The sequence below is a fragment of the Glutamicibacter sp. X7 genome (assembly GCF_054889245.1).
In genome coordinates this window covers 787,275-809,369 of record NZ_CM142678.1, presented here as the reverse complement: position 1 = coordinate 809,369, position 22,095 = coordinate 787,275, and the positions used below count along the sequence as shown (strand labels likewise).

Below are 22,095 nucleotides of genomic sequence, written 5' to 3'. Positions count from 1 at the left end.
GCGGGCGAATTAGATGGCTCGTTTCCGTAGGCGGCGGCGTTCGCGCTCCGAGAGCCCTCCCCAGATACCGAAACGCTCATCGTTGCTCAACGCATATTCAAGACACTCTGAACGTACCGCACAGGCACCGCAAACGCGCTTCGCATCGCGGGTGGATCCGCCCTTTTCCGGGAAGAACGCCTCCGGATCGGTCTGTGCGCACAGGGCACGGGCCTGCCAGCCCAGCTCACCCTCGTCCAGATCGCCGCCGACACCCAGCCATACGGCCTTGATGCTGTCGCGGACCTGCTCATCTTCATCGAGTTCCGGTGCCCACGAGCCTGCGGTGGACACGGCCTCGGTCGTCTCTACTGGCTGCGCCTCTTCGCGCTCGAGGAGCGCGTCTGCAGCCTTCTCTAGATCTTCAGCGAGCGAATCTCGCTCTTGATCCTCCGCCTGAGGATCGACAAACCAATCGGATGGAGCGCCTTCGAGCCCGTACTGGGACGACGCAACAGCTGATGTCGAAATATCGGAGTACGCCTGCTCCAAATTCGCCATGTGATGTTGACCTTTCGCTTGGTTTGAGTTAGTTAGGCAGGTTACACCGATGCCCATTCGCTTCTATTTATTCCATCGATCTAGCGTAAATGGCTATCGAAGCGAACTCACCATCTAATTACATCCGTGTAACTCGCCCATAGTCAAGCGGGGAGGTCATTCTATGGAGACTTCTCAGCAAACTCTCGGCACAACACGCCGAGAAGAATGGAAGGTTAACCGGGCGTGCCCCGTGGGGGTCGTATCTTGCCGCGGAATTGGTTAAGTTTCTTCTATGACCGATACAGCGCGCCCCGCTCCTTACATTGACGATTTGCTCTCCACTCGCCGAGCCCAAGCCACGCCGTGGCTAATATGGCACTCTCACGAGGGCGAACGCATCGAGCTCTCCGGCAGGGTCTTCGACAACTGGGTGGCCAAGAGCGCCAACCTACTCATGGACCTCCCGGCGCTGAATCCCGGTGACACCGTCGTGCTGGACCTGCCGACACACTGGAAATCGCTGGTGCTGGCCTTCGCCATTTGGCACCACGGTGCGGTGCTCACCACTCCCGACGACGAGCTGGCCACCGAGGCGGTGCTTTGGGTAGGCACCGACCCCAATGATGCGCGTATTCCTCCGGCAGCCGAGATCCTGGCAGTGAATCTCGCCTCGCTGGCTTTGGCTTTCGACGGCGATCTAGGACCCGTAGCAGAGGACTATACCGCCCTCGTCCGGTCGTTTGCCGATAGCTTTTCCGCCTCGGCCCTACCCGGGCACCTCACCGCACTGGCCGCCGGCAGCACAAAACTAAGCTTGGCCGAGATTTGCAACGGCGACCGAAAAGAGCAAGGCACCGTTGCGCTCAACGGCGCACTCCCCCTGCCAGAGGTCCTGCCCTGGATCGTGGAACGCTTCGCCGCCGGTGACAGCATTGTGCTGCTCGGAGAGCAAGTCGAACTCAGCGACTCGCTGCGCAGTAGTGAAGGTATCGGTTCCGAGTACGGGTTCGCGCAGAAAAACTAAAACTTAGACCTTGGGCTGGGCGCCGGTATCGGTGCCCAGCGGCTCGGCAATCACCGGCTCTTCGTGGTGGTGCGAGCCGATCAGCTCACGGTCGTGAGCGAACTGTTCTTCTTGATCCAGTTCGGCGCCAAAGACCCAGAAACGGTAGGCGAAGAAGCGGAAGATCGTACCCAGCACCAGACCAACCACCGAACCGGCAATGAAGACGCTCGTCGGGTCGGTCAGACCCAGAACATACTTGGTCACCCAAACACAGGCCGCAGCAATGCCCAGACCGATGGCGTTCATCACGATGAACATAACCAGCTCGCGCACCACATTCGCTTGGCGGCGGTGGCGGAACGTCCAGTAGCGGTTAGCAACCCACGAAAAGAGGGTGGCCACGACACCAGCGACGATTTTGGCCTTCACCTGTGAATCGCTCATCGGACCATGCAACATCCACAGGTAAATCGACGAGTCAATGACGAAGGCGACACCGCCAACGACTCCGAACTTGGCGACCTCGCGCCACAGCATCGATACGAGTCCTGCGATCTTATGGCTGATGCGCTCGAACATTGCCCTCCACACATGGCCCAAGACCACCAACGCATTCCTGTTCGGGTTGCGCGGGCGGTCGGGCACGAAATTCTATAGGTCCCCGGCGGTAGCCGGGATCTGTACGCTTTCCCAATTCCAAGTAAATCGGAGTTGTCCGACCCATTTTATAGGCGATTCCTGTTAATAGGCCGGAGATTACGCGGAAGGAGAGCACCAGCACACTCCTCGAGCGCAGTATTTCGATAACCTAGGTGGGTGAGCTTTCCAAAAATTGGTGTGATTGGTGGCGGGCAGTTGGCCCGCATGATGGCCCCCGAGGCACTAAACCTCGGATTTGAACTGCATATTCTGGCGGAAGGAGCAGAGGTCTCGGCCGCGCGCTGCGTGCCCGATGCCCCGGTCGGCGACTACAAAGATCTACAGACCCTTCGCGATTTCGCCCGGGGCAAGGATGTGGTGACCTTTGACCACGAGCATGTCCCGAATGAACACCTCAATACGCTGATCGACGAGGGCGTGAACATTCAGCCACGCCCGCAGGCGCTGATTCACGCGCAGGACAAACTCATTATGCGGGCCGCCATTGAGCGCCTCGGCCTGCCAAACCCGGCGTGGGCCAAAGTCGAAACCGTGGCTGAACTCGTGGAGTTTGGCGATCGCATCGGCTGGCCCGTGGTATTGAAGACCCCGCGCGGCGGCTACGACGGCAAGGGTGTGCGCATCATCGATGACGCTGCATCCGCCGCGGAGGCAGCCGACTGGTTCGCCAACGGTGCCCTATTAGCCGAAGATAAGGTCAACTTCAGCCGGGAGCTGTCCGCGCTGGTCGCGCGCACCCCCTCGGGCGAGTCCAAGGCTTGGCCGGTCGTGCACACCATTCAGGTCGATGGTGTGTGCGACGAGGTTATCGCCCCCGCACAGGATTTGGATCCGGCCGCCGCGTCGGCGGCCGCCGATGCGGCCCTACGCATCGCCGCGGAGTTCGGTGTCACCGGTGTGATGGCCGCCGAGCTCTTCGAGACCCCGGGGCAGGGCATAGGCTTCGTCATTAATGAACTGGCCATGCGCCCGCACAACACCGGCCACTGGACGCAGAACGGCTCGATCACCAGCCAGTTCGAACAGCATTTGCGTGCCGTCCTCGACCTGCCGTTGGGTGCGACCGACGCGCTGGGAACCACGGTTATGAAGAATTACCTCGGCGGCGCCAATGAGGATCTGTTCTCCGCTTTCCCTGCCGCACTGGCCCACGCACCGGAAGTTAAGGTGCACGCCTATGGCAAGTCCGTCCGCACGGGCCGCAAGATCGGCCACGTTAACGTGGTGGCAAACAACGGGCAAAGTGTCGATGAACTTCGCCAGCGCGCCGGTGAAGTCGCCGCGCTAATCCGTGACGGCGTCCCGGTCCACGGGTAATCTTCCAACCGGGGCACCGCTATGTCGTTGCCCCGCCCTAACGCAAGGACTCTTTTTCAAATGACTTCAACTGCACCACTGGTCGGCCTCGTCATGGGTTCGGATTCCGACTGGCCGGTTATGCGGCTAGCGGCCGAGGCCCTGACGGAATTTGGCATCCCCTTCGAGGCCGATGTGGTCTCCGCACACCGGATGCCCACCGAGATGATCGAGTATGGGCAGCGTGCTCACGAGCGCGGACTACGGGTGATCATTGCTGGCGCCGGAGGTGCCGCGCACCTTCCCGGAATGCTCGCTTCGGTTACGCCCTTGCCGGTGATCGGCGTGCCGGTACCGCTGGCCAAGCTCGATGGCATGGACTCCTTGCTGTCGATCGTGCAGATGCCGGCCGGCGTTCCGGTGGCCACCGTGTCGATCGGCGGGGCCCGCAATGCGGGTCTGCTGGCGGTGCGCATGCTCGCTTCGGGAACCGATGAGCTGGCCGAGTCGTTGCAGAACAAGTTGTTGGAATTTGCCAACTCTCTGCGCGAATCGGCTTACGCCAAGGGTGCCTCCCTGCGCGCAGAAGTCGCCAACGAGAAGTTCACGTCCTAAAGAAAGCCGCTGCAAATATATGGGTTCCGCCTCGCATCGCGCACCAAGTCCATTGCGCCATCCGGAAGATTTGAATTCACCGGCGCGCAGTAAGCGCGCCCTGCTACTGGTCATCATGACCATCCTGATTCCCGGTAGCGCTCAGCTCATCGCCGGTAACCGCGCGCTCGGTCGTATTGCGCTGACCGTAACCCTCACATGCTGGGCTATCGCGTTGGCGGTGCTCGGGCTGTACTTCATCGATCGCGGCGTCATTCTTTCCACGATCGCGCACCCGAATTTCCAGCTTGTGCTGATCGTCGTGCTCGGCGCGCTGGCCGTGGGCTGGCTGATCATGTTCTTGAACACGCTGGCGATTATCAGGCCGAAACTGCTGGCGCCGGGCATGCGAGTCATCGTCGCGGCCTTCACGATTTTGGCCGTGGTGGCCACCAGTGGTGTGTTTATCTATGGTGCCTCGCTGGTGAACACCGGACGCGAGACCATCACCAAGGTCTTCGACGAGGGACCTGCCTTTGACCCGGTCGATGGGCGCTACAACATTGCCGTACTCGGTGCCGACTCGGGCGATAACCGTACCGGTGTGCGTACCGACTCGATGGCGCTACTCTCGGTAGACGCCAAAACCGGCAAGTCGTTGATGATTTCGATTCCGCGCAATATGCAGAATGCCCGCTTTGCCGATGACTCACCGATGAAGCAGTTCTACCCGAACGGCTACAACTGTGGTGACGAATGCCTGTTCAATGCCATTTACCGCGATGCCGAGGATAACCACGCCGACGCGTTCCCCGATTCGGTGAAGAACGTTGGCGCCCAGGCCGTGATGGACGCGATCTCCGGCAGCACCGGTCTGGCAGTTCAGGGTTACGTCATGGTGGACATGGCCGGCTTCCAGCAGTTTATCGACGCGCTGGGTGGGGTGAAGATCAACTCCGGTGGTTGGGTCCCCTACAACGCGAAAAAGTGGGAGGGCACCAACATCCGCACCCACTGGTTCCCACCGGGCGAGCTGGAGTTGAACGGCAAGCAGGCCCTGTGGTTTGGCCGCTCGCGCGACTTTACCGATGATTACCACCGCATCAAGCGGCAGCAGTGCCTGCAGCAGGCAATCATCAAGCAGTTCAACCCGGAGACCATCCTGACCCGCTTCACCGCGATCATGCAGGCCGGCGAACAGCTGGTGGAAACCAACATTCCCGCCGGACAGCTGGGATCCTTCGTGTCGCTCGCGGATAAGACTCGGGCCACCCCGTTCAAGCGGTTGACCTTGGGCGCGCCGGACTTCCCACGCAGTTTCTCGACCTACCCGGACTTCGACGAGATTCATTCGCGCATCGAAAAACTCATCGCCGCGCAGAATGAGGAAAAGAAGAAGGAGCCGAAGAAGAAGGACGAAAAGAGCAACTCGGCCTCGCCGAGCGAGTCCTCGGAGAAGACCGAGGAAAGCGAAGAACCGAATGACGGTACCGGGACGAACGACGCCCCGAAGCTCTCGAACGGTTCCGAGCAGACCTTCACCCAGCCAGATGGCAGCCCGATCACCGAGGAATACCTCGTAAACCTCGAGTACAACGGTGCGCGCACCCGTATCGCGCAGATCGCCGCCAACAACGACGAATGCTCGGTGCCCTAAACGGCAACGGGTTCAACCGCTATGAAAGGCTCTCCCTCGATGATTGAGTTGCAGAACCAGATCCGGGACTACCACTGGGGTACCGCATCACAGATCACCGACGAGTTGGGCCTGCCCCGGTCCATCACTCCGCAAGCGGAGTTGTGGATCGGGGCCCACCCCGGTTCGCCGAGTTGTTCGCTTGAAGGTGTCTCGTTGGCCGAACTCATTGCGGCCGACCCGCAGGGTCTTTTAGGCGCGGATGTCGCCGAACGCTATGGCCGGTTGCCGTTCTTGTTCAAGGTGCTGTCCGCCGCGCAACCGCTGTCGATTCAGGTACACCCGACGCTGCAGCAGGCACGTGCCGGGTATGCCGCCGAGCAGGCTGCCGGCGTTCCTGACGATGCCGCACACCGCAACTACAAGGACGATAACCACAAGCCGGAGATGCTTTATGCGTTGACCGAGTTCACCGCGCTCTCCGGGTTCCGGGAACCGGCGGCCATCGTCAGCGACCTGCGTTTACTGCAAGGAGACCTGGGCCAAGGAGGCGCCGCCACCTGTCAACGCCTCATCGAATTGCTCGAGGGTGAAAAGCCGCTGGCTGCCGCGCTGGATTTCGTGCTCACCGCTGGGGAGCCGGTCACCGTCATGCTCGATGAGATGCTGACCGCCATCGAAGCCGACCCGACGCTGAATGAGGTTGCCCGTTTCGCCGAGATGCTGCGGATCAGCACGATCTACCCTTCCGATCCAGGCATCTTGGTGTCCTTGCTGTTGAATTTGGTGACCCTGCAACCGGGACAGGCCATTAGCCTTGGGGCCGGAAATGTTCACGCCTATCTGCGCGGGCTCGGCATCGAAGTGATGGCCAACTCGGATAATGTGTTGCGCGGCGGGCTGACCAGCAAGCATATCGACGTGCCCGAACTGCTCAAGGTCACCGTCGCGACCCCGGCCCCGGCGCCATTGCTGGAGGGCGAGTCGCTGGGAACCGGGAACCGACAGTTCATTCCGCAGTTCTCCGAGTTCAAGTTGCAGGTGCTCGATGGCATCGCCGACGGTGAGCAGGTAGATCTGCAACTCCACGGTGGATCCATTTTGCTGTGCACTCAGGGGCGCTTCAGCATCCGTGGTGCCGCCGGAGAACGCGTGGTGGAACGCGGCCAGTCGGTGTTCGTGCCCGCGACGGAACTACCGTTGCAGGCCAGTATGCTCGGCGCCGAGCCCGGGCGTCTTTTTGCCGCCAGTGCGCAACCGGCCTAGCCCACCACCGCACTAGAGATCCGCCGCGTGAGCCGGAACACTACCGGATCATCCATCGTCGAGATATGAAATAGACTGATGGTTGCCCTTCAACCCATCAGACTGTTGCGCGCCCGGCGCAGAGCCTGAGGTCTTGGGGCAGTCCACTTTCGAACTCAACCTGAGCCTTGCCGCCTGGCGGTGCCAGGCTCGATAGGCGACCTACGTGCAGTTGAAGACCACGGCCCCGACCTCACCACGCTCCGAGTTGCCCTTCGGGCTACGCGCCTCGGTATGGCTGGCACCCTACGGTCACTGGTTGCTGGTGCTTGCCGTACTGGCCGCCGCACTGATGCTCTTCGGTGTGCCCTTTACGCCAAGTTTCCCGGCCTATCACCTAGATCTGGATGTGTACCGGCTCGGTGCCGTGGCGCTGCTCTCGGGTCAGGACCTCTACGGCGTCTTGCCGCCGACGTCATCGGGAATCGCGCTGCCGTTCACCTATCCACCCTTTGCCGCGCTGATGTTTACCCCGATGGCGCTGCTGCCGCTGTGGTTGACCAATCTGATCTTCACGTCCGTCTCGCTCGGCTGCCTGGCGTTGACCCTTTGGATTGCGGCACGTGAACTCGGCGCGAGCCCTGTGGTTAAACCAGTGCTGCTCCTGCTGTTCGTACTGGCCATCGCCCTCGAACCGGTGCGGCACACCTTGGGCTTGGGGCAGATTAATCTGTTGTTGATGGCCCTGGTACTGGCGGATATCAGTCTGGGTCGCGGTCGTTGGTGGCAGGGCTCGCTGATCGGCTTGACCATCGCTATCAAGCTCACCCCAGCCGTTTTTCTGGCATTCTTTCTGCTCAATGGTCGCTGGCGCGCGTTGGTCATGGGAGTGCTTAGCGCACTGGCCGCCACCGGCTTTGGTTTTCTCGTGGCCTTCCAGGATTCGGTGACCTACTGGTTTGCCACCATCACCGATCCATCGCGTATTGGCGATCTAGCCTATGCGGGCAACCAGTCGCTCAAGGGGCTATTGGCACGGTTCTCAGCCGCCGAGGTTCCCTTGCTGTGGTTCGCGCTCTGCGCCATCGTCGGGCTGAGCGTGCTGTATGTCGGTCGCCGCCTCATCGTGCGCGGCGACGAGTTTGGGGCCGTGTTGCTGTTGGCGATCTACGTCCTTTTCGCTTCCCCGGTGTCATGGACCCACCACTGGGTATGGATTGTGCCGGCACTGATGTATGTGGCCCACCGGCTGAGCAACGGGGCACCGACAACCTGGGTGGCGCTGTTGGTCGGCGGCGCAGCAATCTTTGCCATCGGTACGCCACGGCTCCTGCCGCGTGGCCATGACCTTGAGCTGCAGTGGTCGTGGTGGCAGTCCTTGCTGGGCAATGCCGACATTCTTTGGGGAATCGCCTTCTTGGTAGCGCTAGCCGCTAGTGCCTTACGCCGTGCTCCGGAGTCGTTAGCGGTGCGCGAAAGTTCTAATACGCCGGCCTAGCAGCGCAAGAATCAGGACAGACTTCCCCGGCACGGCGGCGATGTTAGCGCTATCATTAAGTGATTCGAGCATGCCCAGCGTCACGGAAGGACCCCATGAGCGAGCCAATCACCCCCGCAACGGGACAGCAATACTGGATACAAGCCGGGGCCTATCGGGCCTGCATTTCCAGCGTGGGCGCATCCCTTCGCGTGCTGCGTCATGAACAGGGAGACTTGATCCTCCCCTTCGACGCCAACCGGCTACGGCCAGGCTTTCACGGCGCGGTCCTCGCCCCCTGGCCCAATCGCATCGTCGACGGCCGCTACCACCACGCCGGGACCACCGAGCAGCTTCCACTCACCGAAGTGGCACGCGGCCACGCCCTCCACGGCTTGGTGTGCTGGCAGGAATGGACGGTGGTGGAAGAAGGCGAGCACCATGTCACCCTGCACACCGAAATCGCCCCGCAACCCGGCTACCCGCATCGACTGCGGCTTCTTCAGCGCTACCTGCTCGACGAACAAGGATTGCACGGTAGCCTCGAGGTCACCAATCTAGGCAGCGAGCCGGCACCCTTCGGCAACAGCATCCACCCCTACTTCGTCGCCGGTAACACTCCGGCCGATCAGTGGACGCTGCAGCTACCGGCAGATCTCGTCCTACTCGCCGACGAGAAGCGACTGATCCCCCAAGAACTGGCGCCGGTCGACGAGCACCGAGAATTCGATTTCCGTACCGCTCGTCGCCTCGAGTCGCAAGCCATCGATCATGCCTTCGGCGGACTCCGGCAGGACTCCGAGGGAACCGTGAACATCAGCCTGGTCAATGACCAGGGACAAGGCGTCCAGCTGGCCTTCTCGGCCGAAGATTTCCGCTGGGTACAGGTCTACACCAGCGACGACGAGCCCGCGGCAGCACATCGCGCCGCGGTCGCCATCGAGCCGATGACCTGCCCACCCGACGCGTTCAACTCGGGCACCGATCTCATCCATCTCGCACCGGGCGAGCCGGTAGAAAACCACTGGTCGGTCAGCGCGGTGAAGGCTCCGGCACTAGCAAGCGGCACCCCGAGTGCCGCACAACAACTGCCGTGAAATAACAGGGGGGCGTTGCCGACCGCAACGGTCGGCAACGCCCCCCTGTTCTTCTGGGCTACGTGCGAGTTTAGCGGGTGTAGGCTTCCCACTTATCCTGCGCGTGCTCACCCTCGACGAAGCGAATGGTGCCGGACTTCGAACGCATCACGATCGACTGGGTGTGAATGCGGTTGTTCTTGTAGCGCACACCGCGCAGCAGATCACCATCGGTGATGCCGGTCGCCGCGAAGTAGCAGTTATCGCTGGTCACCAGGTCGTTGGTGGTCAGTACGCGGTCGAGCTCATGCCCGGCTTCCAGCGCCTTCTCACGCTCGGCGTCATCAATCGGCGCCAGGCGGCCCTGAATCACGCCACCGAGGGACTTGATCGCGCAGGCGGTCACAATACCTTCGGGGGTTCCACCAATACCCATCAGCGCATCCACGCCGGTTCCCTCACGGGTCGCGGCGATGGCACCGGCAACGTCGCCGTCCATGATGAGCTTGGTGCGGGCCCCGGCGGCGCGGATTTCCTCAATCAGACCGGCGTGACGCGGGCGGTCCAGCACGGTCACCGCGATCTGGCTGATCTTCTTGCCCTTGGCCTTGGCGATCAAGTGCAGGTTCTGCTTCACCGGCAGACGCAGGTCAACGAGATCGGCCGCCTCCGGGCCGGTGACCAGCTTCTCCATGTAGAACACGGCCGACGGATCAAACATCGCGCCACGGTCAGCCACTGCCAGAACCGACAGGGCGTTATTCAGGCCCAGAGCGGTCAGTCGGGTGCCGTCGATGGGGTCCACGGCCACATCGCACAACGCGCCCGACCCGTTGCCGACCTGCTCGCCGTTGAAGAGCATCGGGGCTTCGTCCTTCTCGCCCTCGCCGATGACGACGACTCCGTTGAAGTTCACGGAGGACAGCAGCGAACGCATCGCGTCCACGGCAGCCCCATCGGCAGCGTTCTTGTCGCCAAAGCCGACCCACGGGGACGAAGCGATGGCCGCGGCCTCGGTGGCTCGGACCAACTCAAGTGCGAGGTTGCGGTCCGGCTCTGCGTCGGAAACCGACAGTCGATCGGACAGCTGGGCGTAATTATTGTCTTTGGTCACGAAGGGTCCCATCACTTCAGTCATTGTCTTTGCGCCTATGCAAACACCCCCATCATATCGCCAATCGCCGGAGAACCTCATGGGGTGTGTCGCCCAAGTCCCAATGTGTCGACGCCCATAGTGGTTCGATTTGCACAGGTTCATCGGGGAGAATAGAGCCGTGCAACAACCGGAGAATCAGCCACCCACCGAATCCGTCGACCCGCAGCGTCGTGACTTGAGCGACCCGAAGGCCACCTACGAAGACCTTCCGTTCAAGCCGGTCCTCACGGAGAAGCAGGCCAAGCGGGCCAACCAGACGTTTAAAGGCATGGTGCTCTCCATTCTCTTCACCGTGGCCGTGGCCGTGCCGATCCTGTTGCTCAATCCCGGGCCAAAGGATGACAGCTTCAAGAATCCGGTGGATCTCCAGCAGGTTGCGACCGAGGCCGCGCAGGTCGCCAAATTCCAGGTGTGGGCTCCGCAGCTCTCCGGCGACGAATACGCGAACTTCGCACGCTGGCGCACCAACGCCGTGCAGGACGTGTCCTACTGGGAATTCGGTCTGGTCCTCAGCGACAGCAAATTTGCCTGGGTACGCCAGACAGCCGACGCGAACCCGACCTGGCTGGCGAATATCACCGAAAACGCCACCCCCTCCGACAAGCTCGTGCTTGATGGCACCGAGTGGGAGGTCCGCACCAAGGACGACGAAACCTACCTCATCGCGGAGCTGGGTCAGAGCACCTTGGTCCTCTCCAGCGACACCGGCGAGGAAGAGCTCATCAATCTTGCGCGCCTGGCCCAGACCCAGCTACAGCGCTGACTTATTTCTACTTAGTCGCCCTCCTGCCCTACTGGCGGGTATCGGACGAGTAAAATTCGAAATCATGAGCACAACGTCAACTGATCAGGACATGACCCCACAGGCCGCATGGGAACAACTGGTATCCGGTAACCGCCGGTTCACCGGAGACGCCACCCAACACCCCAACCAGGACGCCACACGCCGCGAATCACTGGTCGGCGGTCAGGAACCTTTCGCCGCGATCTTCGGCTGCTCCGATTCACGACTTGCCGCGGAGATCATCTTCGACGTGGGTCTCGGCGACGTCTTCGTGGTACGCACCGCCGGGCATGTGGTGGATGCCGCGGCCCTGGGTTCGCTGGAATACGCGGTAGATATCTTGAACATTCCGCTCATCGTCATCCTCGGCCATGACAGTTGCGGCGCCGTCACCGCCGCAGTGGAATCCAAGAAGACCGGGCAAATGCCCAAGGGCTTCGTGCGCGACCTGATCGAGCACATCTCCCCCTCGGTCTTCGCCGCCGAACGCAAGGGCATCACCACGGTCAACGAAACCGTGATCGAGCACGTCAAGGAAACCACCGATCTGCTTGTGGATCGTTCCCGCATCATTTCCGAAGCAGTCAAGGACGGACGCACCGCGGTAGCCGGCGTGGCCTATAACCTCGCCGAAGGCAAGGCTCGCCTAGTATCGCACCTGGGGTTGAGCGACGACGACTTGGCGTGAGACAACTCACCACGGCTCGTGATATGTAGGTCAACGCCCTGTTATTTAGCTGCCTTGGAAGAGTAACCTGTGGCTCATGACCACGAGTAACGAATTCCGCATCGAACATGACACTATGGGCGAAGTCCGGGTGCCGAAAAACGCGCTATACCGGGCGCAGACCCAGCGAGCCGTGGAGAACTTCCCGATCTCCGGCAAACGCTTGGAAGCAACCCACATTAGGGCCCTGGCTCAGGTCAAAAAGGCCGCGGCCAGGGCCAACCAAGCACTCGGGGTACTAGATTCCGAGCGTGCCGAGGCCATCATCGCCGCCGCCGACGAGGTCGCCAGCGGTGCCCACGACGACCAGTTCCCGATCGACGTCTTCCAAACCGGGTCGGGCACGAGTTCAAATATGAACACCAACGAGGTGATTGCAGAACTGGCCAGCCGCGCCCTGGCGGCAGCGGGTTCCGAAACCAGCGTGCACCCCAATGACCACGTCAACGCCTCCCAGTCCTCCAACGACGTCTTCCCCACCTCGGTTCATCTAGCGGCCACCGCGGCGCTGAGCGGGGAACTGATCCCCGCGCTCGAACAACTCGCCAGCTCGCTGGAGGCCAAGGCCAAAGAATTCTCCGGCGTCGTCAAGTCGGGGCGCACCCACCTCATGGATGCCACCCCGGTGACCCTGGGTCAGGAATTCGGCGGCTACGCCGCCCAAGTCCGCTACGGGATCGAACGCATCGAGGCCGCACTACCACGCGTGGCCGAAGTACCTCTGGGTGGGACCGCGGTAGGTACCGGAATCAACACCCCGAAGGGTTTCCCGCAACAGGTACTCGAGTTCCTGCGCGCGGATACCGGTCTGCCGATCACCGAGGCACGCAATCACTTCGAGGCACAGGCCAACCGCGATGGGCTGATCGAAGGCTCGGCCCAGTTGCGTTCCATCGCCATCTCGCTGATGAAGATCGCCAACGACCTGCGCTGGATGGGTTCTGGCCCCAACACCGGACTCGGAGAGATCGCCATTCCGGATCTGCAGCCCGGCTCCTCGATTATGCCCGGCAAGGTCAACCCGGTGATCTGCGAGGCCGTTATTCAGGTGGCCGCCCAGGTGATGGGCAACGACACCACCATTGCCTGGTCCGGAACCAACGGCGCTTTTGAGCTGAACGTCGGCATTCCGGTGATGGCTTCGAACCTGCTTGAGTCCATCCGCTTGCTCTCGAATGTCTCGGGCGTGATGGCCACCAAGATGATTGACGGGATCACCGCCAATGAGCAGCGGGCCCGTTTCCTTGCCGAGGCCTCCCCGTCGATCGTTACCCCGCTAAATAAGCTCATTGGGTACGAAAACGCCGCGAAGATCGCGAAGAAGGCCGTGGCCGAGTCGCTCACCGTTCGCGAGGCCACGATCGCCCTAGGCTTCGTCGAACACGGCGAGGTCACCGAGGAGCAGCTCGATGAGTTGCTCGACGTCTCCACCATGACCGGCAACTTCTAGGCCGTCGCCGGCGGACTCGGGTCCGGCTCTCCCGGTTCCGAGTCCGCCCATGGCACACTGGGCTTATGCCTGCTCAGCGCGTTCTTCACGCCGCCGACCTGACTTTGCGGCCTCCACAGCCCTCCGATGCACCGTCCATCGCCGAGGCATGCCAAGACGAGCTCACGCAACAGGGCATCGTGTTGCCGCGTCCCTATGGTGTGCCGGAGGCGCAGCAGTTCATCACCCGCGCCGCCGAGCTTCGACAGACCGGCGAAGAATACAGCTGGGCCATCCTTCGCGATGCGGAAGTGGTGGGGATGATGAGCCTGCATCCGCAGTCATCGCACGCGGCCGAACTCGGTTACTGGAGCCATCCACGGTACCGCCGTCGCGGCTACCTACGCACCGCCGGCCTCGCGGTCCTCGCCCACGCCTTCGACGCCGAGGGCCTAGGCGTGCAACGCATTCTATGGCGCGCCTTTACCGGCAATCTCGGCTCGGCGGCACTGGCGCGTGCCTTGGGATTTCGGTTCATCGGCGAAACCCGCCGGAGCGCCGACTGGCACGGGCAGTGGCGCGATGAATGGTGGGCCGAACTGCTCCACGATCAGGCCCCGAGCCCGGAGAGCTGGAAAGCTATCTTCCCGCAGGAGCGCAGCGGCTAGGCCGCCCGGCGAGCGCGCTCGGCCTTACGCTGTTTCTTGGCGAGCTTGCGCAGCCCACCCTTCTTGGGCACCGTCACCGGACGCGGCCAACGCGCGGTGAGGTGATCTCCCATGGTCACGCCGCGCACTTTGCGCCCCATGAGCGGCAAGACCCAATCGTTAATCCACTGGCGTTGTTCCGCGGCCCGCTGACGAAGGCTGCGCCGTTCGGGCGGCTCGAACAGGGTCAGCTTAATGCTGTCCTTGACTCCCAGTAGCTTGAGCACGCGGTGCGCAAGATACTTGTGTCCGGCCTTGGACATATGTAGCCGATCATCACCCCACATGCGTCGATCCTCATATTCGGTGAAGGTCTCGTAATCCAGCAGCAGGGCACCGGTTTCCTTGGCGATGGCACGTACCTGCTCATTGAAATATGCGTTGCGTTTCTTCAGCGGCTCGAGCAGGAGCGAAACCTTGACGTTGTATCCGGTAAAAAGCACGAGCCGGGCTCCGGTGGCAGCAAGGCGTTTGGCCATCCACCGGTAGTCCGCCATGAGCTTCTCCATGCTGGTGCCCAGGTCCATGATGTCGTTGCCACCGGCATACAAGGTGATCAACGTAGGGTTCATGGCTACCGCTGGCTCTAGTTGATCGGCAATGATATGCCGCATGCGTTTGCTGCGTACCGCCAGATTGGCGTATTGCCAGCCGGGAGAATCCTTCGCCAGTTGTTCGGCCACCCGGTCGGCCCAACCGCGCACACCATTGGGCAACTGCTTGTTCCAGTCGCCTACGCCTTCGGTAAAGGAATCCCCGATGGCCACATAGAGTTTTCGTTCGTGGTCCGGCACGCTCACCAGCCTGCCGTGTGGAGGTTGACCGGCGGTGACCAACGGGTTACGCCGCAGTTAGAAGTAGCCCCCGGGCTTGGGGTTCAGCGCCCAGTGCACGGCCCGTTCATGCAGCGGCGGCAACTCCGGACGGTTGTCGAGCGGGAAGTAGCCGACCTCGAGGTTCTCGTCGTCGTTGACCTGGGCTTGTCCGGCGCGATGTTCGGCGCGAAAGACGATGTCAACATACTGGGCTTGATCGCCGTTGGGGTAGGTGACCGGCGCGGTGACCCCAACGCCCAGAAGCGCGGTGAGGGTGCAGTGCACGCCGCATTCCTCAAGCACTTCACGCACCGCGGTGTGTGCAGGCTCTTCGCCCGGATCCACAATGCCGGCTGGCAGGGTCCAGCGGCCGTTATCGGCCCGCCGCACGAGCAGTAGTTTATCGTCGTTGAACACCACGACCTTCACCCCAGACATCCACAACGGGTCGTGGCCGATCTTAGCCCGCAGGCGGGTGACAAACTCGGGCATAGGCATGCTCCTATCCTGTCATGGCTAGGGCAATCACCGCGCCGAGGATCATAAAGGGTCCAAAGGCCACCCGGGAAGACATGCTCAGTTTGCGTACCGCCACCCCGATCAGCACCATGAAAGTTGCCGTGACGAAGGCCAGCACCGTCGCGAGGAACAGCGCGCTTAATGCGAAGAACCCGAGGTTGAAGCCCAGCGCCCCGGCCAATTTAACATCCCCCATACCCATCGCCCCGCGGGTAAGCACATGTAATAACAGGTACGCACCGAGCAAGATCAGCATCCCGGCCCCGGCATACAGCAACCGTTTCGGTTCCCCGGCAACCAGCGCCATCAGCAACAAGAGCAAGGCGCTAGCACCCAGCCATGCGGCCACGACGGTATTGGGCAATCGATGCCACCGCAGGTCGGTGATCGAGAGCCAGAGGCCAAAGCCCAAGCTCGTTGCCCAATACAAGCCCATCAGTAGCCACAGCGCCGGGGATCCGCTCGCAAAGGTCAACATACCGTCGAGCATATGCGGTGGGGTGCCGACCGCCTAGCCACACGGCAACAAGCTGTGGACACCGGGCATCGCACAGTGCGCCCATCCGATAGCATGCTCCAAGATGCCACGACATTCGTTCTGGCCCCGGAAGGAGCACCGTGCCACCGACCTCCCCCGCCGTCGCTCAGTTCGAGTTCCGCCCGCTCGCCGCGTCGGATGCCCCGATTCTGCTCGAAGCCACCACGGCGAACCTCAATTGGTGCGGTGAGCGGTTCACCGCCGAGCAGGTACGGAGCACGCCGGAACTGGCACACTATTGCCAGCTCCAACCCGATCGGGGCGATTACGGCATTCTGGCCATAGACGCTCACCAACGCTGGGCGGGTGTGGCGTGGGTGGTATATCTACCGGCTACCGATCCCGGCTATGGGTTTATCGCGCCCGACATTGGTGAACTGAGCCTGTGCGTGCACGCCGCCTTTCGCGGGCAGGGCCTTGGCCGGGAACTACTCCGGCGCGCTGTTGCGTACGCCGAGCACCGTGGCGAACGGGCCCTAAGTCTGAGTGTTGAAGCGGAAAACTTCGCCCGCGAACTGTACTTCTCCGAGGGGTTCGTCCCGGCTCCGGAAGCCACCAATGCTGGCACGATGATCAAATCGCTTGGCGCGCGCCGCTAGTTCAAGGCGATCAAACCGAAGCCGAGTAGGCTCCGTCCTTGCGTGCCAGCGGCAAGCTTCTAGACTGAATTCATGAAGGCAGATACCCACCCGCAGGTCTTCGCCCACGCCCCCGAACCGAATTCGGCCGCGCGGCGCCGTTTCCGCGCCTTAGCCCGCTCGGCGCCCTGGCTCAGCGATTCGTTGCACGTGGAACTCGAGGTGCCCGAGGAGCTGGGTCTGCCCGAACGCGGGCTGGTTGGTCATCTGCAGGTGCTGTTGCGTGAACGGGAGGCCATTACCGTACGTGCCGGCAATGAGATTGTCTTCCAACATGAACTGTTCACCGTCGATCGGGGGCGCGACTATGTGGCCGCGACGGCCAGTTCGTGGGCGCTGCCGGCCTCGCTGACCTCGCCGGTATATACCGATGATCATCTGGTGGCACGCCGCCCGGCCATCGCCGACTACGGCGACCTGCTACCACTGCCCTACTGGGCGAGCGTGCTTGACCCGTGGGAGCTCGCCGGGTCGCAGGAAGCCGAGCTTGACCTGCCCTTCAACCATCCCACGTTCATCCATGAGCTCACCCCGGTACGCACCGAAAGTGACCGCCCGGCGGTGGCCGCGGTTCTTTCGTCCGGCTACAGTTATCGCCCGGCGCTGGCCGAGTTCCCGCTCGTCCCGCCCGGCACTCGTACGCTGATCGTGCTCGATCAAGCCACGGGAATCTGCCTCGAACGCAAGATACTCACCGGGCCGGCGGCACCCGAGCTACGGGCGCGGGTGCTCGCCAGCAACGAGTACTACATTGACTCGCTGTTCACCGGCGAGGCACCCACGCTCACGGATGTGCGATCCTTCGAGCCCTATGAGCTACGCATGGATGTCAGCCCGCCGCAGGGCCGTCGAGCATCTGGGTCACCAGGGCAGCAATAGCCGAACGCTCCGAACGGGTCAGCGTCACATGCCCGAACAGCTCATGACCCTTGAGCTGTTCGACCACCGCCGCCACACCATCATGCCGCCCCACGTGCAGGTTGTCGCGCTGCGCCACATCGTGGGTGAGCACCACCTTCGAATGCTGGCCGATACGGGAGAGCACCGTCAGAAGCACATTGCGTTCCAACGACTGCGCCTCGTCAACAATCACGAAGGTATCGTGCAGCGAACGACCACGAATATGGGTCAGCGGCAGGACTTCGAGCATGCCACGCTCGACGACTTCATCGATGGCATTCTTGGAAACCACCGAGCCGAGGGTGTCGAAGACCGCCTGCGCCCAGGGACCCATCTTGTCCCCCTCGGTGCCCGGCAGGTAGCCCAGTTCTTGACCGCCGACCGCGTAGAGCGGGCGGAATACGGTGATCTTCCGGTGCTCGCGGCGCTCAAGCACCGCTTCCAGCCCGGCGCACAGGGCCAGCGCCGACTTACCGGTACCCGCGCGTCCTCCGAGCGAGACGATCCCCACCGAAGGGTCCATGAGCAAATCTAGGGCCAACCGTTGCTCGGCACTGCGCCCGTGCAACCCAAAGGCCTGGGCATCGCCGCGCACGAGCCGCACCCCACCGTCGGGTCGCACCCTAGCCAGTGCGCTGCCGCGCGTGGAGGTGAGCACCAGGCCGGTGTTGACCGGCACCTCGTCCAGCCCGTCCAAACTGTCCAGTTGTTCGGACTCGTAGAGTTCGGCCATCTGCTCTTCGCCGATGCCCAGTTCCACCACGCCCGAGTAACCGGAGCTGGGGGTCAGCTCGCTGCGATACACCTCGGCGTGGATGCCGATCGCCGAGGCCTTGATGCGCATCGGCAGATCCTTGGTCACCAGGGCCACATCGTTGCCCTGGTCGAGCAGGTGCTTGGCCACCGCCAAGATCCGGGTGTCGTTTTCGCTGGTGCGCATGCCCACCGGCAGCACTTCCGCGGCAATGTGGTTCAGCTCGATACGTAGCGTCCCGCCGACCTCGGAAACCTGCACCGCGGTCGCTAGTCCCCCGTGTGCCGCGATCAGGTCGTCGAGCAAGCGCAGCGCCTGCCGGGCGAAATAGCCCAGCTCCGGGTCTTTGCGCTTATGTTCGAGCTCCGTAATGACGGTCAACGGGAGCACGACATGATGTTCTTCGAATCGAAACATCGCCCGCGGGTCGGAGAGCAACACCGAGGTATCGATGACGTAGGTTCGCACAGCCGTGTCGGTGGTTCGGGTCATATCAGCTCACCCATTCTCTGCTCCGGCGTGGGGTAGCTCCCCACGCGATGTGGGGAGTCCCGCCACCGGATGAGGCCACCTAGACTCATCGAGTGTCAGAACCCTTCGGTCACCAGGGCCGGTTGGCCCTGCCTGTTATCTCAGGCTAGCCCCAAATGGCGGCTTACGGGTTAACTCCGGGTGGAAGAGAGGAAAAAAGTCCTGAGCTCAGGCGCCGAAACGCCGTTGCCGGTCGGCGAAGTCACGCAAGGCCCGCAGGAAATCGACGCGCCGGAAGTCCGGCCAGAGCGCTTCGCAAAAATAAAATTCGGAGTAGGCGCTTTGCCAGGTGAGAAAGCCGGAGAGGCGCTGTTCGCCACTGGTGCGAATCACCAGATCGGGGTCTGGCTGCCCCTTGGTGTATAGGTAGGCCTCGACATCGTCGACGACCAGGTCGGCGGAGATCTCCTCCAGGGTGCGTCCCTGCTGCGCAGCATCGTGCAATAGCGCCTTGACCGCGTCGATGATTTCGCGCCGTCCGCCGTAGCCGATGGCGACGTTGACGTGGATTCCCGAGCGTTGCGCGGTGGCGGCTTCCAGATGAGCCAGCTTCGTGGCCAGCTCCGCCGGGAGCAGGTCTCGTGCCCCGACCTGCTGGACCTTGACGCGGTTCGTTTCACCCAGGCGGTCCAGGGTGTTGCCGATGATGTCGAGCAGGTCGCGTAGCTCGTCGGCCTCGCGGTTCAGGTTGTCGGTGGAGAGCATGTAAAGGGTCACGAGTTTGATGCCCAGCTCATCGCACCAGCCGAGAAATTCGAGGATCTTATCGGCCCCGGCCTGATGACCGGCCTTGGTGGGGCTACCGGCGAGTTTTGCCCAGCGGCGGTTGCCATCGACCATCACACCGATGTGGTGCGGAAGCCGTTCGGTGGACAAAGACTTCGCGACGCGCCGTTCGTAGTAACGGTACACGAGGGACGGAAGTCGCACCTTGGCTCCTTGGGGGTCGAAAACTGCTAGATTCAAATCTACAGCTTTTCGTGGCGCAACATGGCCAGAAGCTCGCTGGCCGAGCCCACGGCGGGCCGGCAGGAACCCAGCCGACAAGGCTCGATCCGCAATTCTTCGCCCTCCGTTGCCTTTTCGCCGCCCACGGCCAACCCGAGTGCCCGGGCCAGTACCCGCGCCTGTTCGCGCTGCTCGGCAGTGCCACCGCTGATGTTCAGGTAATGCGCCGGGCCGGCTATTTCATGCGCGACAATCAGCGAGTTGGCGACCTGGGCCGGTACTTGGGCGGCAAGGATCCCTGCGTGCGCCACCAGGTGGGTGATGCGCTCGATATGGTCGGCGGCCTGCTCTTCTGGGTCGCCGCGGAGCAAATCCTGCTGGGCCGCCCGCCAACTGGCGCGTGCGTAAAGCCCAATGGCCGAGGGCTCGGCCTCATCGAGCACCGACACGGCGCCGGCCACCCCGCGCTGCGCCTGCAATTGTTGGTCGAGTCCCGCTGCGTCCACCGGCAGGCCGGTGTCATCGACGAATTCTGCGGCACGGTCCAGCAATTGTCGTGCACCCTCGGCCCACTGCGGGTCCTCACTCAGCTGCGCAAGGGTGGCAAAACCCAGCGCGAGCGCGGCGTAATCCCCCAGCGTGCCTTCATTATCTTCGGCGGCGCGGCCGGCAAAGCTCACCCGAGAGAGCCGCCCGGTCTGCGGGTCGACGTGCACCTCGTAGACACTGCGTGCGGTACGTTCGGCCAGTTCAATCCACCGCGGTTCGGCCAGTAGGGCCCCGGCGTGCGCGAGCGCCTCGATGAGCAGGCCATTCCACCCGGCCACCACCTTCGCGTCGCGGCTCGGGCGGGCCCGTTGCGCGCGCAGCTGCGCCAGTTCCTCGCAAAGTTGCTCCCACCCGGCCAACTCCCCGGCCATCGGGTAGCGTCCGAGGGACAGGCAATAGTGACCCGGGTCTTCGGCCACCTGCGCCAAGCGCAGGAATCCGTTACCGAACTGTTCGGTGTAGCGGCTCAGGATCGGATTCAGTTCCTCACGGTTGAACGTGTAGGCGGCTCCCTCGATGAGTTTCCCGGCACGCAGGGAATCGGCATCCAACGACGCCGCGAAGGCATGCAGCGATTGTTCGGGATCCCCTACCAACAGCTCGCGCTCGAGGAAGGCCACAAGCTTCTCGACGGCCCGCAGCGACGCGGCGCGCAATTGCTGGGCACGGACCGCCAGCGCCGGCGGTGCACTGCTGGCGTACTGTCCGGCCAGCACCGCCGTATCGGCTAGTAGCTTGAGCAATCCCGCATTGTCGTAGAGCATCTTCTCGAAATGCGGCACGCTCCAGTGCTCGTCGACGCAGTATCGGGCGAACCCGCCGCCGACATGGTCATGTAGTGCCCCGAGCAGGATCGACTCGAGGGTTGTAAACAGCGCCTCGGCACTGTGCGTCGTGGAGCTCGGATCCAGCATCACCGTGCGCCAGAAGGCGCCCAGCGCCCAGGTGGGCGGGAATTTCGGGGCCGTACTAAAGCCGCCGGTTTCGGCGGTGTGGTCGGTGAAGTAGTCGCGTACGGCGCTGAGGTCCACCCCCTGCTCACCGGAAAGCCCCAGACGCAACAGCTGCCCGTTCCGTGCGGTGAGTTCCGACAGATGACTGGCCAGCAGGGCGGCCTGCTCTTCGACCTGGGCACGACGCTGCACCCATGCCTCGTGCACCGCATCGAGGACCTGAGTGAAGGAGGGCGTGTTTTGACGCGGGTGCGCCGGGTAGTAGGTCCCGGCTTGGAAGGTCCGCCCGTCGGGCAACGCGAACACGGTCATCGGCCAACCACCGGCGCCGGTCATCGCCTGGGTGGCCATCATGTAGGTCTCGTCCACGAGCGGGTGCTCTTCACGGTCGACCTTGATCGGCACGAAGTGCTCGTTGATCTTTCGCGCGATCACCGGATCGTCGAAGGATTCGTGGCTCATCACATGGCACCAATGGCAGGCCGCATAGCCGATCGATAGCATCACCGGAACGTCGCGTTCGGCGGCTATGGCAAAGGCCTGCGCTGAGTAAGGCCACCAGTCCACGTCTTGGTGCGCGTGCTGGCGTAGGTATTGGCTGGCTGCGTGTTCTAGTCGATGGGCCACAGCCTTAT

At 62.5% G+C, this 22,095-nt stretch carries 22 protein-coding genes; 13 read left to right on the top strand and 9 right to left on the bottom strand.

All coding sequences use genetic code 11. From position 1 onward, the window contains the following. Positions 1 to 9: 9 nt before the first annotated feature. Positions 10 to 540 carry a WhiB family transcriptional regulator gene (locus ACYU0X_RS04070; RefSeq protein WP_461902175.1) on the bottom strand — a complete coding sequence of 177 codons (531 nt, stop codon included), beginning with the start codon at positions 538 to 540 and terminating at the stop codon, positions 10 to 12. 274 nt (positions 541 to 814) lie between these two features. On the opposite strand from ACYU0X_RS04070, the gene ACYU0X_RS04065 reads away from it, so the two are divergent. Then, on the top strand, positions 815 to 1,546 hold the full coding sequence (locus ACYU0X_RS04065; RefSeq protein ID WP_461902174.1) for a TIGR03089 family protein: 732 nt from the start codon (positions 815 to 817) through the stop codon (positions 1,544 to 1,546). A 3-nt stretch (positions 1,547 to 1,549) separates the two neighbouring features. Here ACYU0X_RS04065 and ACYU0X_RS04060 read toward each other — a convergent pair whose 3' ends face one another. Continuing rightward, the gene (locus tag ACYU0X_RS04060) at positions 1,550 to 2,107 is read right to left on the bottom strand and encodes a GtrA family protein (RefSeq protein ID WP_309408545.1); all 558 of its coding nucleotides are present in this window, start codon (positions 2,105 to 2,107) and stop codon (positions 1,550 to 1,552) included. Between the two features lie 237 nt (positions 2,108 to 2,344). Between ACYU0X_RS04060 and ACYU0X_RS04055 the strand changes: the two genes are divergently transcribed. The 6 genes from ACYU0X_RS04055 to ACYU0X_RS04030 all read left to right on the top strand — a co-directional run bounded on the left by ACYU0X_RS04055 (position 2,345) and on the right by ACYU0X_RS04030 (position 9,533). Continuing rightward, positions 2,345 to 3,505, top strand: coding sequence for a 5-(carboxyamino)imidazole ribonucleotide synthase (locus ACYU0X_RS04055; protein ID WP_418908534.1), 1,161 nt, complete (start codon positions 2,345 to 2,347; stop codon positions 3,503 to 3,505). Between the two features lie 60 nt (positions 3,506 to 3,565). After that, a complete protein-coding gene (gene purE, locus ACYU0X_RS04050; protein WP_418908533.1) occupies positions 3,566 to 4,099 on the top strand; it encodes a 5-(carboxyamino)imidazole ribonucleotide mutase in 534 nt (177 codons plus the stop codon). 115 nt (positions 4,100 to 4,214) lie between these two features. Further along, complete coding sequence (locus ACYU0X_RS04045) at positions 4,215 to 5,735, top strand: LCP family protein (RefSeq protein WP_418908532.1); 1,521 nt, start codon at positions 4,215 to 4,217, stop codon at positions 5,733 to 5,735. Between the two features lie 39 nt (positions 5,736 to 5,774). Beyond that, positions 5,775 to 6,980, top strand: coding sequence for a mannose-6-phosphate isomerase, class I (gene manA, locus ACYU0X_RS04040; RefSeq protein WP_418908531.1), 1,206 nt, complete (start codon positions 5,775 to 5,777; stop codon positions 6,978 to 6,980). 205 nt (positions 6,981 to 7,185) lie between these two features. Next, positions 7,186 to 8,457 carry a glycosyltransferase 87 family protein gene (locus ACYU0X_RS04035; RefSeq protein ID WP_418908530.1) on the top strand — a complete coding sequence of 424 codons (1,272 nt, stop codon included), beginning with the start codon at positions 7,186 to 7,188 and terminating at the stop codon, positions 8,455 to 8,457. A gap of 95 nt (positions 8,458 to 8,552) precedes the next feature. Further along, positions 8,553 to 9,533, top strand: coding sequence for an aldose 1-epimerase family protein (locus ACYU0X_RS04030; RefSeq protein WP_418908529.1), 981 nt, complete (start codon positions 8,553 to 8,555; stop codon positions 9,531 to 9,533). A 70-nt stretch (positions 9,534 to 9,603) separates the two neighbouring features. On the opposite strand, the gene glpX is transcribed toward ACYU0X_RS04030, so the two are convergent. Further along, positions 9,604 to 10,638: a class II fructose-bisphosphatase gene (glpX, locus tag ACYU0X_RS04025; RefSeq protein WP_418909296.1), complete on the bottom strand. Its 1,035-nt coding sequence runs from the start codon at positions 10,636 to 10,638 to the stop codon at positions 9,604 to 9,606. A 148-nt stretch (positions 10,639 to 10,786) separates the two neighbouring features. Between glpX and ACYU0X_RS04020 the strand changes: the two genes are divergently transcribed. The 4 genes from ACYU0X_RS04020 (at position 10,787) to ACYU0X_RS04005 (ending at position 14,276) form a co-directional block, all read left to right on the top strand. Then, entirely contained in the window at positions 10,787 to 11,431 is a 645-nt protein-coding gene (locus ACYU0X_RS04020) for a DUF4245 domain-containing protein (protein WP_418908528.1), read from the top strand. Between the two features lie 64 nt (positions 11,432 to 11,495). Continuing rightward, complete coding sequence (locus ACYU0X_RS04015; RefSeq protein WP_418908527.1) at positions 11,496 to 12,140, top strand: carbonic anhydrase; 645 nt, start codon at positions 11,496 to 11,498, stop codon at positions 12,138 to 12,140. Positions 12,141 to 12,216: 76 nt separating this feature from the next. Beyond that, a complete protein-coding gene (locus ACYU0X_RS04010) occupies positions 12,217 to 13,629 on the top strand; it encodes a class II fumarate hydratase (protein WP_461902173.1) in 1,413 nt (470 codons plus the stop codon). A gap of 65 nt (positions 13,630 to 13,694) precedes the next feature. Then, positions 13,695 to 14,276 carry a GNAT family N-acetyltransferase gene (locus ACYU0X_RS04005; RefSeq protein ID WP_418908525.1) on the top strand — a complete coding sequence of 194 codons (582 nt, stop codon included), beginning with the start codon at positions 13,695 to 13,697 and terminating at the stop codon, positions 14,274 to 14,276. Here the strand turns inward: ACYU0X_RS04005 and ACYU0X_RS04000 are convergent. Genes ACYU0X_RS04000 through ACYU0X_RS03990 form a run of 3 tightly spaced genes read right to left on the bottom strand, consistent with a single transcriptional unit; the run spans position 14,273 to position 16,127 of the window. Continuing rightward, positions 14,273 to 15,109: an SGNH/GDSL hydrolase family protein gene (locus tag ACYU0X_RS04000; protein WP_418908524.1), complete on the bottom strand. Its 837-nt coding sequence runs from the start codon at positions 15,107 to 15,109 to the stop codon at positions 14,273 to 14,275. The two genes, ACYU0X_RS04005 and ACYU0X_RS04000, sit on opposite strands and share 4 nt — an antisense overlap. 57 nt (positions 15,110 to 15,166) lie before the next feature. Beyond that, complete coding sequence (locus ACYU0X_RS03995; RefSeq protein WP_418908523.1) at positions 15,167 to 15,622, bottom strand: NUDIX hydrolase; 456 nt, start codon at positions 15,620 to 15,622, stop codon at positions 15,167 to 15,169. A gap of 10 nt (positions 15,623 to 15,632) precedes the next feature. Continuing rightward, entirely contained in the window at positions 15,633 to 16,127 is a 495-nt protein-coding gene (locus ACYU0X_RS03990; protein WP_418908522.1) for a prepilin peptidase, read from the bottom strand. A gap of 140 nt (positions 16,128 to 16,267) precedes the next feature. On the opposite strand from ACYU0X_RS03990, the gene ACYU0X_RS03985 reads away from it, so the two are divergent. Further along, complete coding sequence (locus tag ACYU0X_RS03985) at positions 16,268 to 16,786, top strand: GNAT family N-acetyltransferase (RefSeq protein WP_418908521.1); 519 nt, start codon at positions 16,268 to 16,270, stop codon at positions 16,784 to 16,786. Positions 16,787 to 16,858: 72 nt separating this feature from the next. Next, complete coding sequence (locus tag ACYU0X_RS03980) at positions 16,859 to 17,704, top strand: hypothetical protein (protein ID WP_418908520.1); 846 nt, start codon at positions 16,859 to 16,861, stop codon at positions 17,702 to 17,704. Here ACYU0X_RS03980 and ACYU0X_RS03975 read toward each other — a convergent pair. From ACYU0X_RS03975 to ACYU0X_RS03965, 3 genes are all read right to left on the bottom strand, one after another. Next, positions 17,655 to 18,971: a PhoH family protein gene (locus tag ACYU0X_RS03975; RefSeq protein WP_418908519.1), complete on the bottom strand. Its 1,317-nt coding sequence runs from the start codon at positions 18,969 to 18,971 to the stop codon at positions 17,655 to 17,657. The genes ACYU0X_RS03980 and ACYU0X_RS03975 overlap by 50 nt on opposite strands. Before the next feature lie 207 nt (positions 18,972 to 19,178). Continuing rightward, a complete protein-coding gene (locus tag ACYU0X_RS03970) occupies positions 19,179 to 19,940 on the bottom strand; it encodes an isoprenyl transferase (RefSeq protein ID WP_418908518.1) in 762 nt (253 codons plus the stop codon). A 38-nt stretch (positions 19,941 to 19,978) separates the two neighbouring features. Beyond that, positions 19,979 to 22,087: a thioredoxin domain-containing protein gene (locus ACYU0X_RS03965; protein WP_418908517.1), complete on the bottom strand. Its 2,109-nt coding sequence runs from the start codon at positions 22,085 to 22,087 to the stop codon at positions 19,979 to 19,981. Between the last annotated feature and the right edge of the window lie 8 nt (positions 22,088 to 22,095).

Excerpts from the sequence above, each read along its gene's own strand:
- ACYU0X_RS04070 (WP_461902175.1), bottom strand. The coding sequence starts at position 540 with ATGGCGAATTTGGAGCAGGCGTACTCCGATATTTCGACATCAGCTGTT.
- ACYU0X_RS04065 (WP_461902174.1), top strand. The coding sequence starts at position 815 with ATGACCGATACAGCGCGCCCCGCTCCTTACATTGACGATTTGCTCTCC.
- ACYU0X_RS04060 (WP_309408545.1), bottom strand. The coding sequence starts at position 2,107 with ATGTTCGAGCGCATCAGCCATAAGATCGCAGGACTCGTATCGATGCTG.
- purE (WP_418908533.1), top strand. The coding sequence starts at position 3,566 with ATGACTTCAACTGCACCACTGGTCGGCCTCGTCATGGGTTCGGATTCC.
- ACYU0X_RS04045 (WP_418908532.1), top strand. The coding sequence starts at position 4,215 with ATGACCATCCTGATTCCCGGTAGCGCTCAGCTCATCGCCGGTAACCGC.
- manA (WP_418908531.1), top strand. The coding sequence starts at position 5,775 with ATGATTGAGTTGCAGAACCAGATCCGGGACTACCACTGGGGTACCGCA.
- ACYU0X_RS04030 (WP_418908529.1), top strand. The coding sequence starts at position 8,553 with ATGAGCGAGCCAATCACCCCCGCAACGGGACAGCAATACTGGATACAA.
- glpX (WP_418909296.1), bottom strand. The coding sequence starts at position 10,638 with ATGGGACCCTTCGTGACCAAAGACAATAATTACGCCCAGCTGTCCGAT.
- ACYU0X_RS04015 (WP_418908527.1), top strand. The coding sequence starts at position 11,496 with ATGAGCACAACGTCAACTGATCAGGACATGACCCCACAGGCCGCATGG.
- ACYU0X_RS04010 (WP_461902173.1), top strand. The coding sequence starts at position 12,217 with ATGACCACGAGTAACGAATTCCGCATCGAACATGACACTATGGGCGAA.
- ACYU0X_RS04005 (WP_418908525.1), top strand. The coding sequence starts at position 13,695 with ATGCCTGCTCAGCGCGTTCTTCACGCCGCCGACCTGACTTTGCGGCCT.
- ACYU0X_RS03995 (WP_418908523.1), bottom strand. The coding sequence starts at position 15,622 with ATGCCCGAGTTTGTCACCCGCCTGCGGGCTAAGATCGGCCACGACCCG.
- ACYU0X_RS03990 (WP_418908522.1), bottom strand. The coding sequence starts at position 16,127 with ATGTTGACCTTTGCGAGCGGATCCCCGGCGCTGTGGCTACTGATGGGC.
- ACYU0X_RS03980 (WP_418908520.1), top strand. The coding sequence starts at position 16,859 with ATGAAGGCAGATACCCACCCGCAGGTCTTCGCCCACGCCCCCGAACCG.
- ACYU0X_RS03975 (WP_418908519.1), bottom strand. The coding sequence starts at position 18,971 with ATGACCCGAACCACCGACACGGCTGTGCGAACCTACGTCATCGATACC.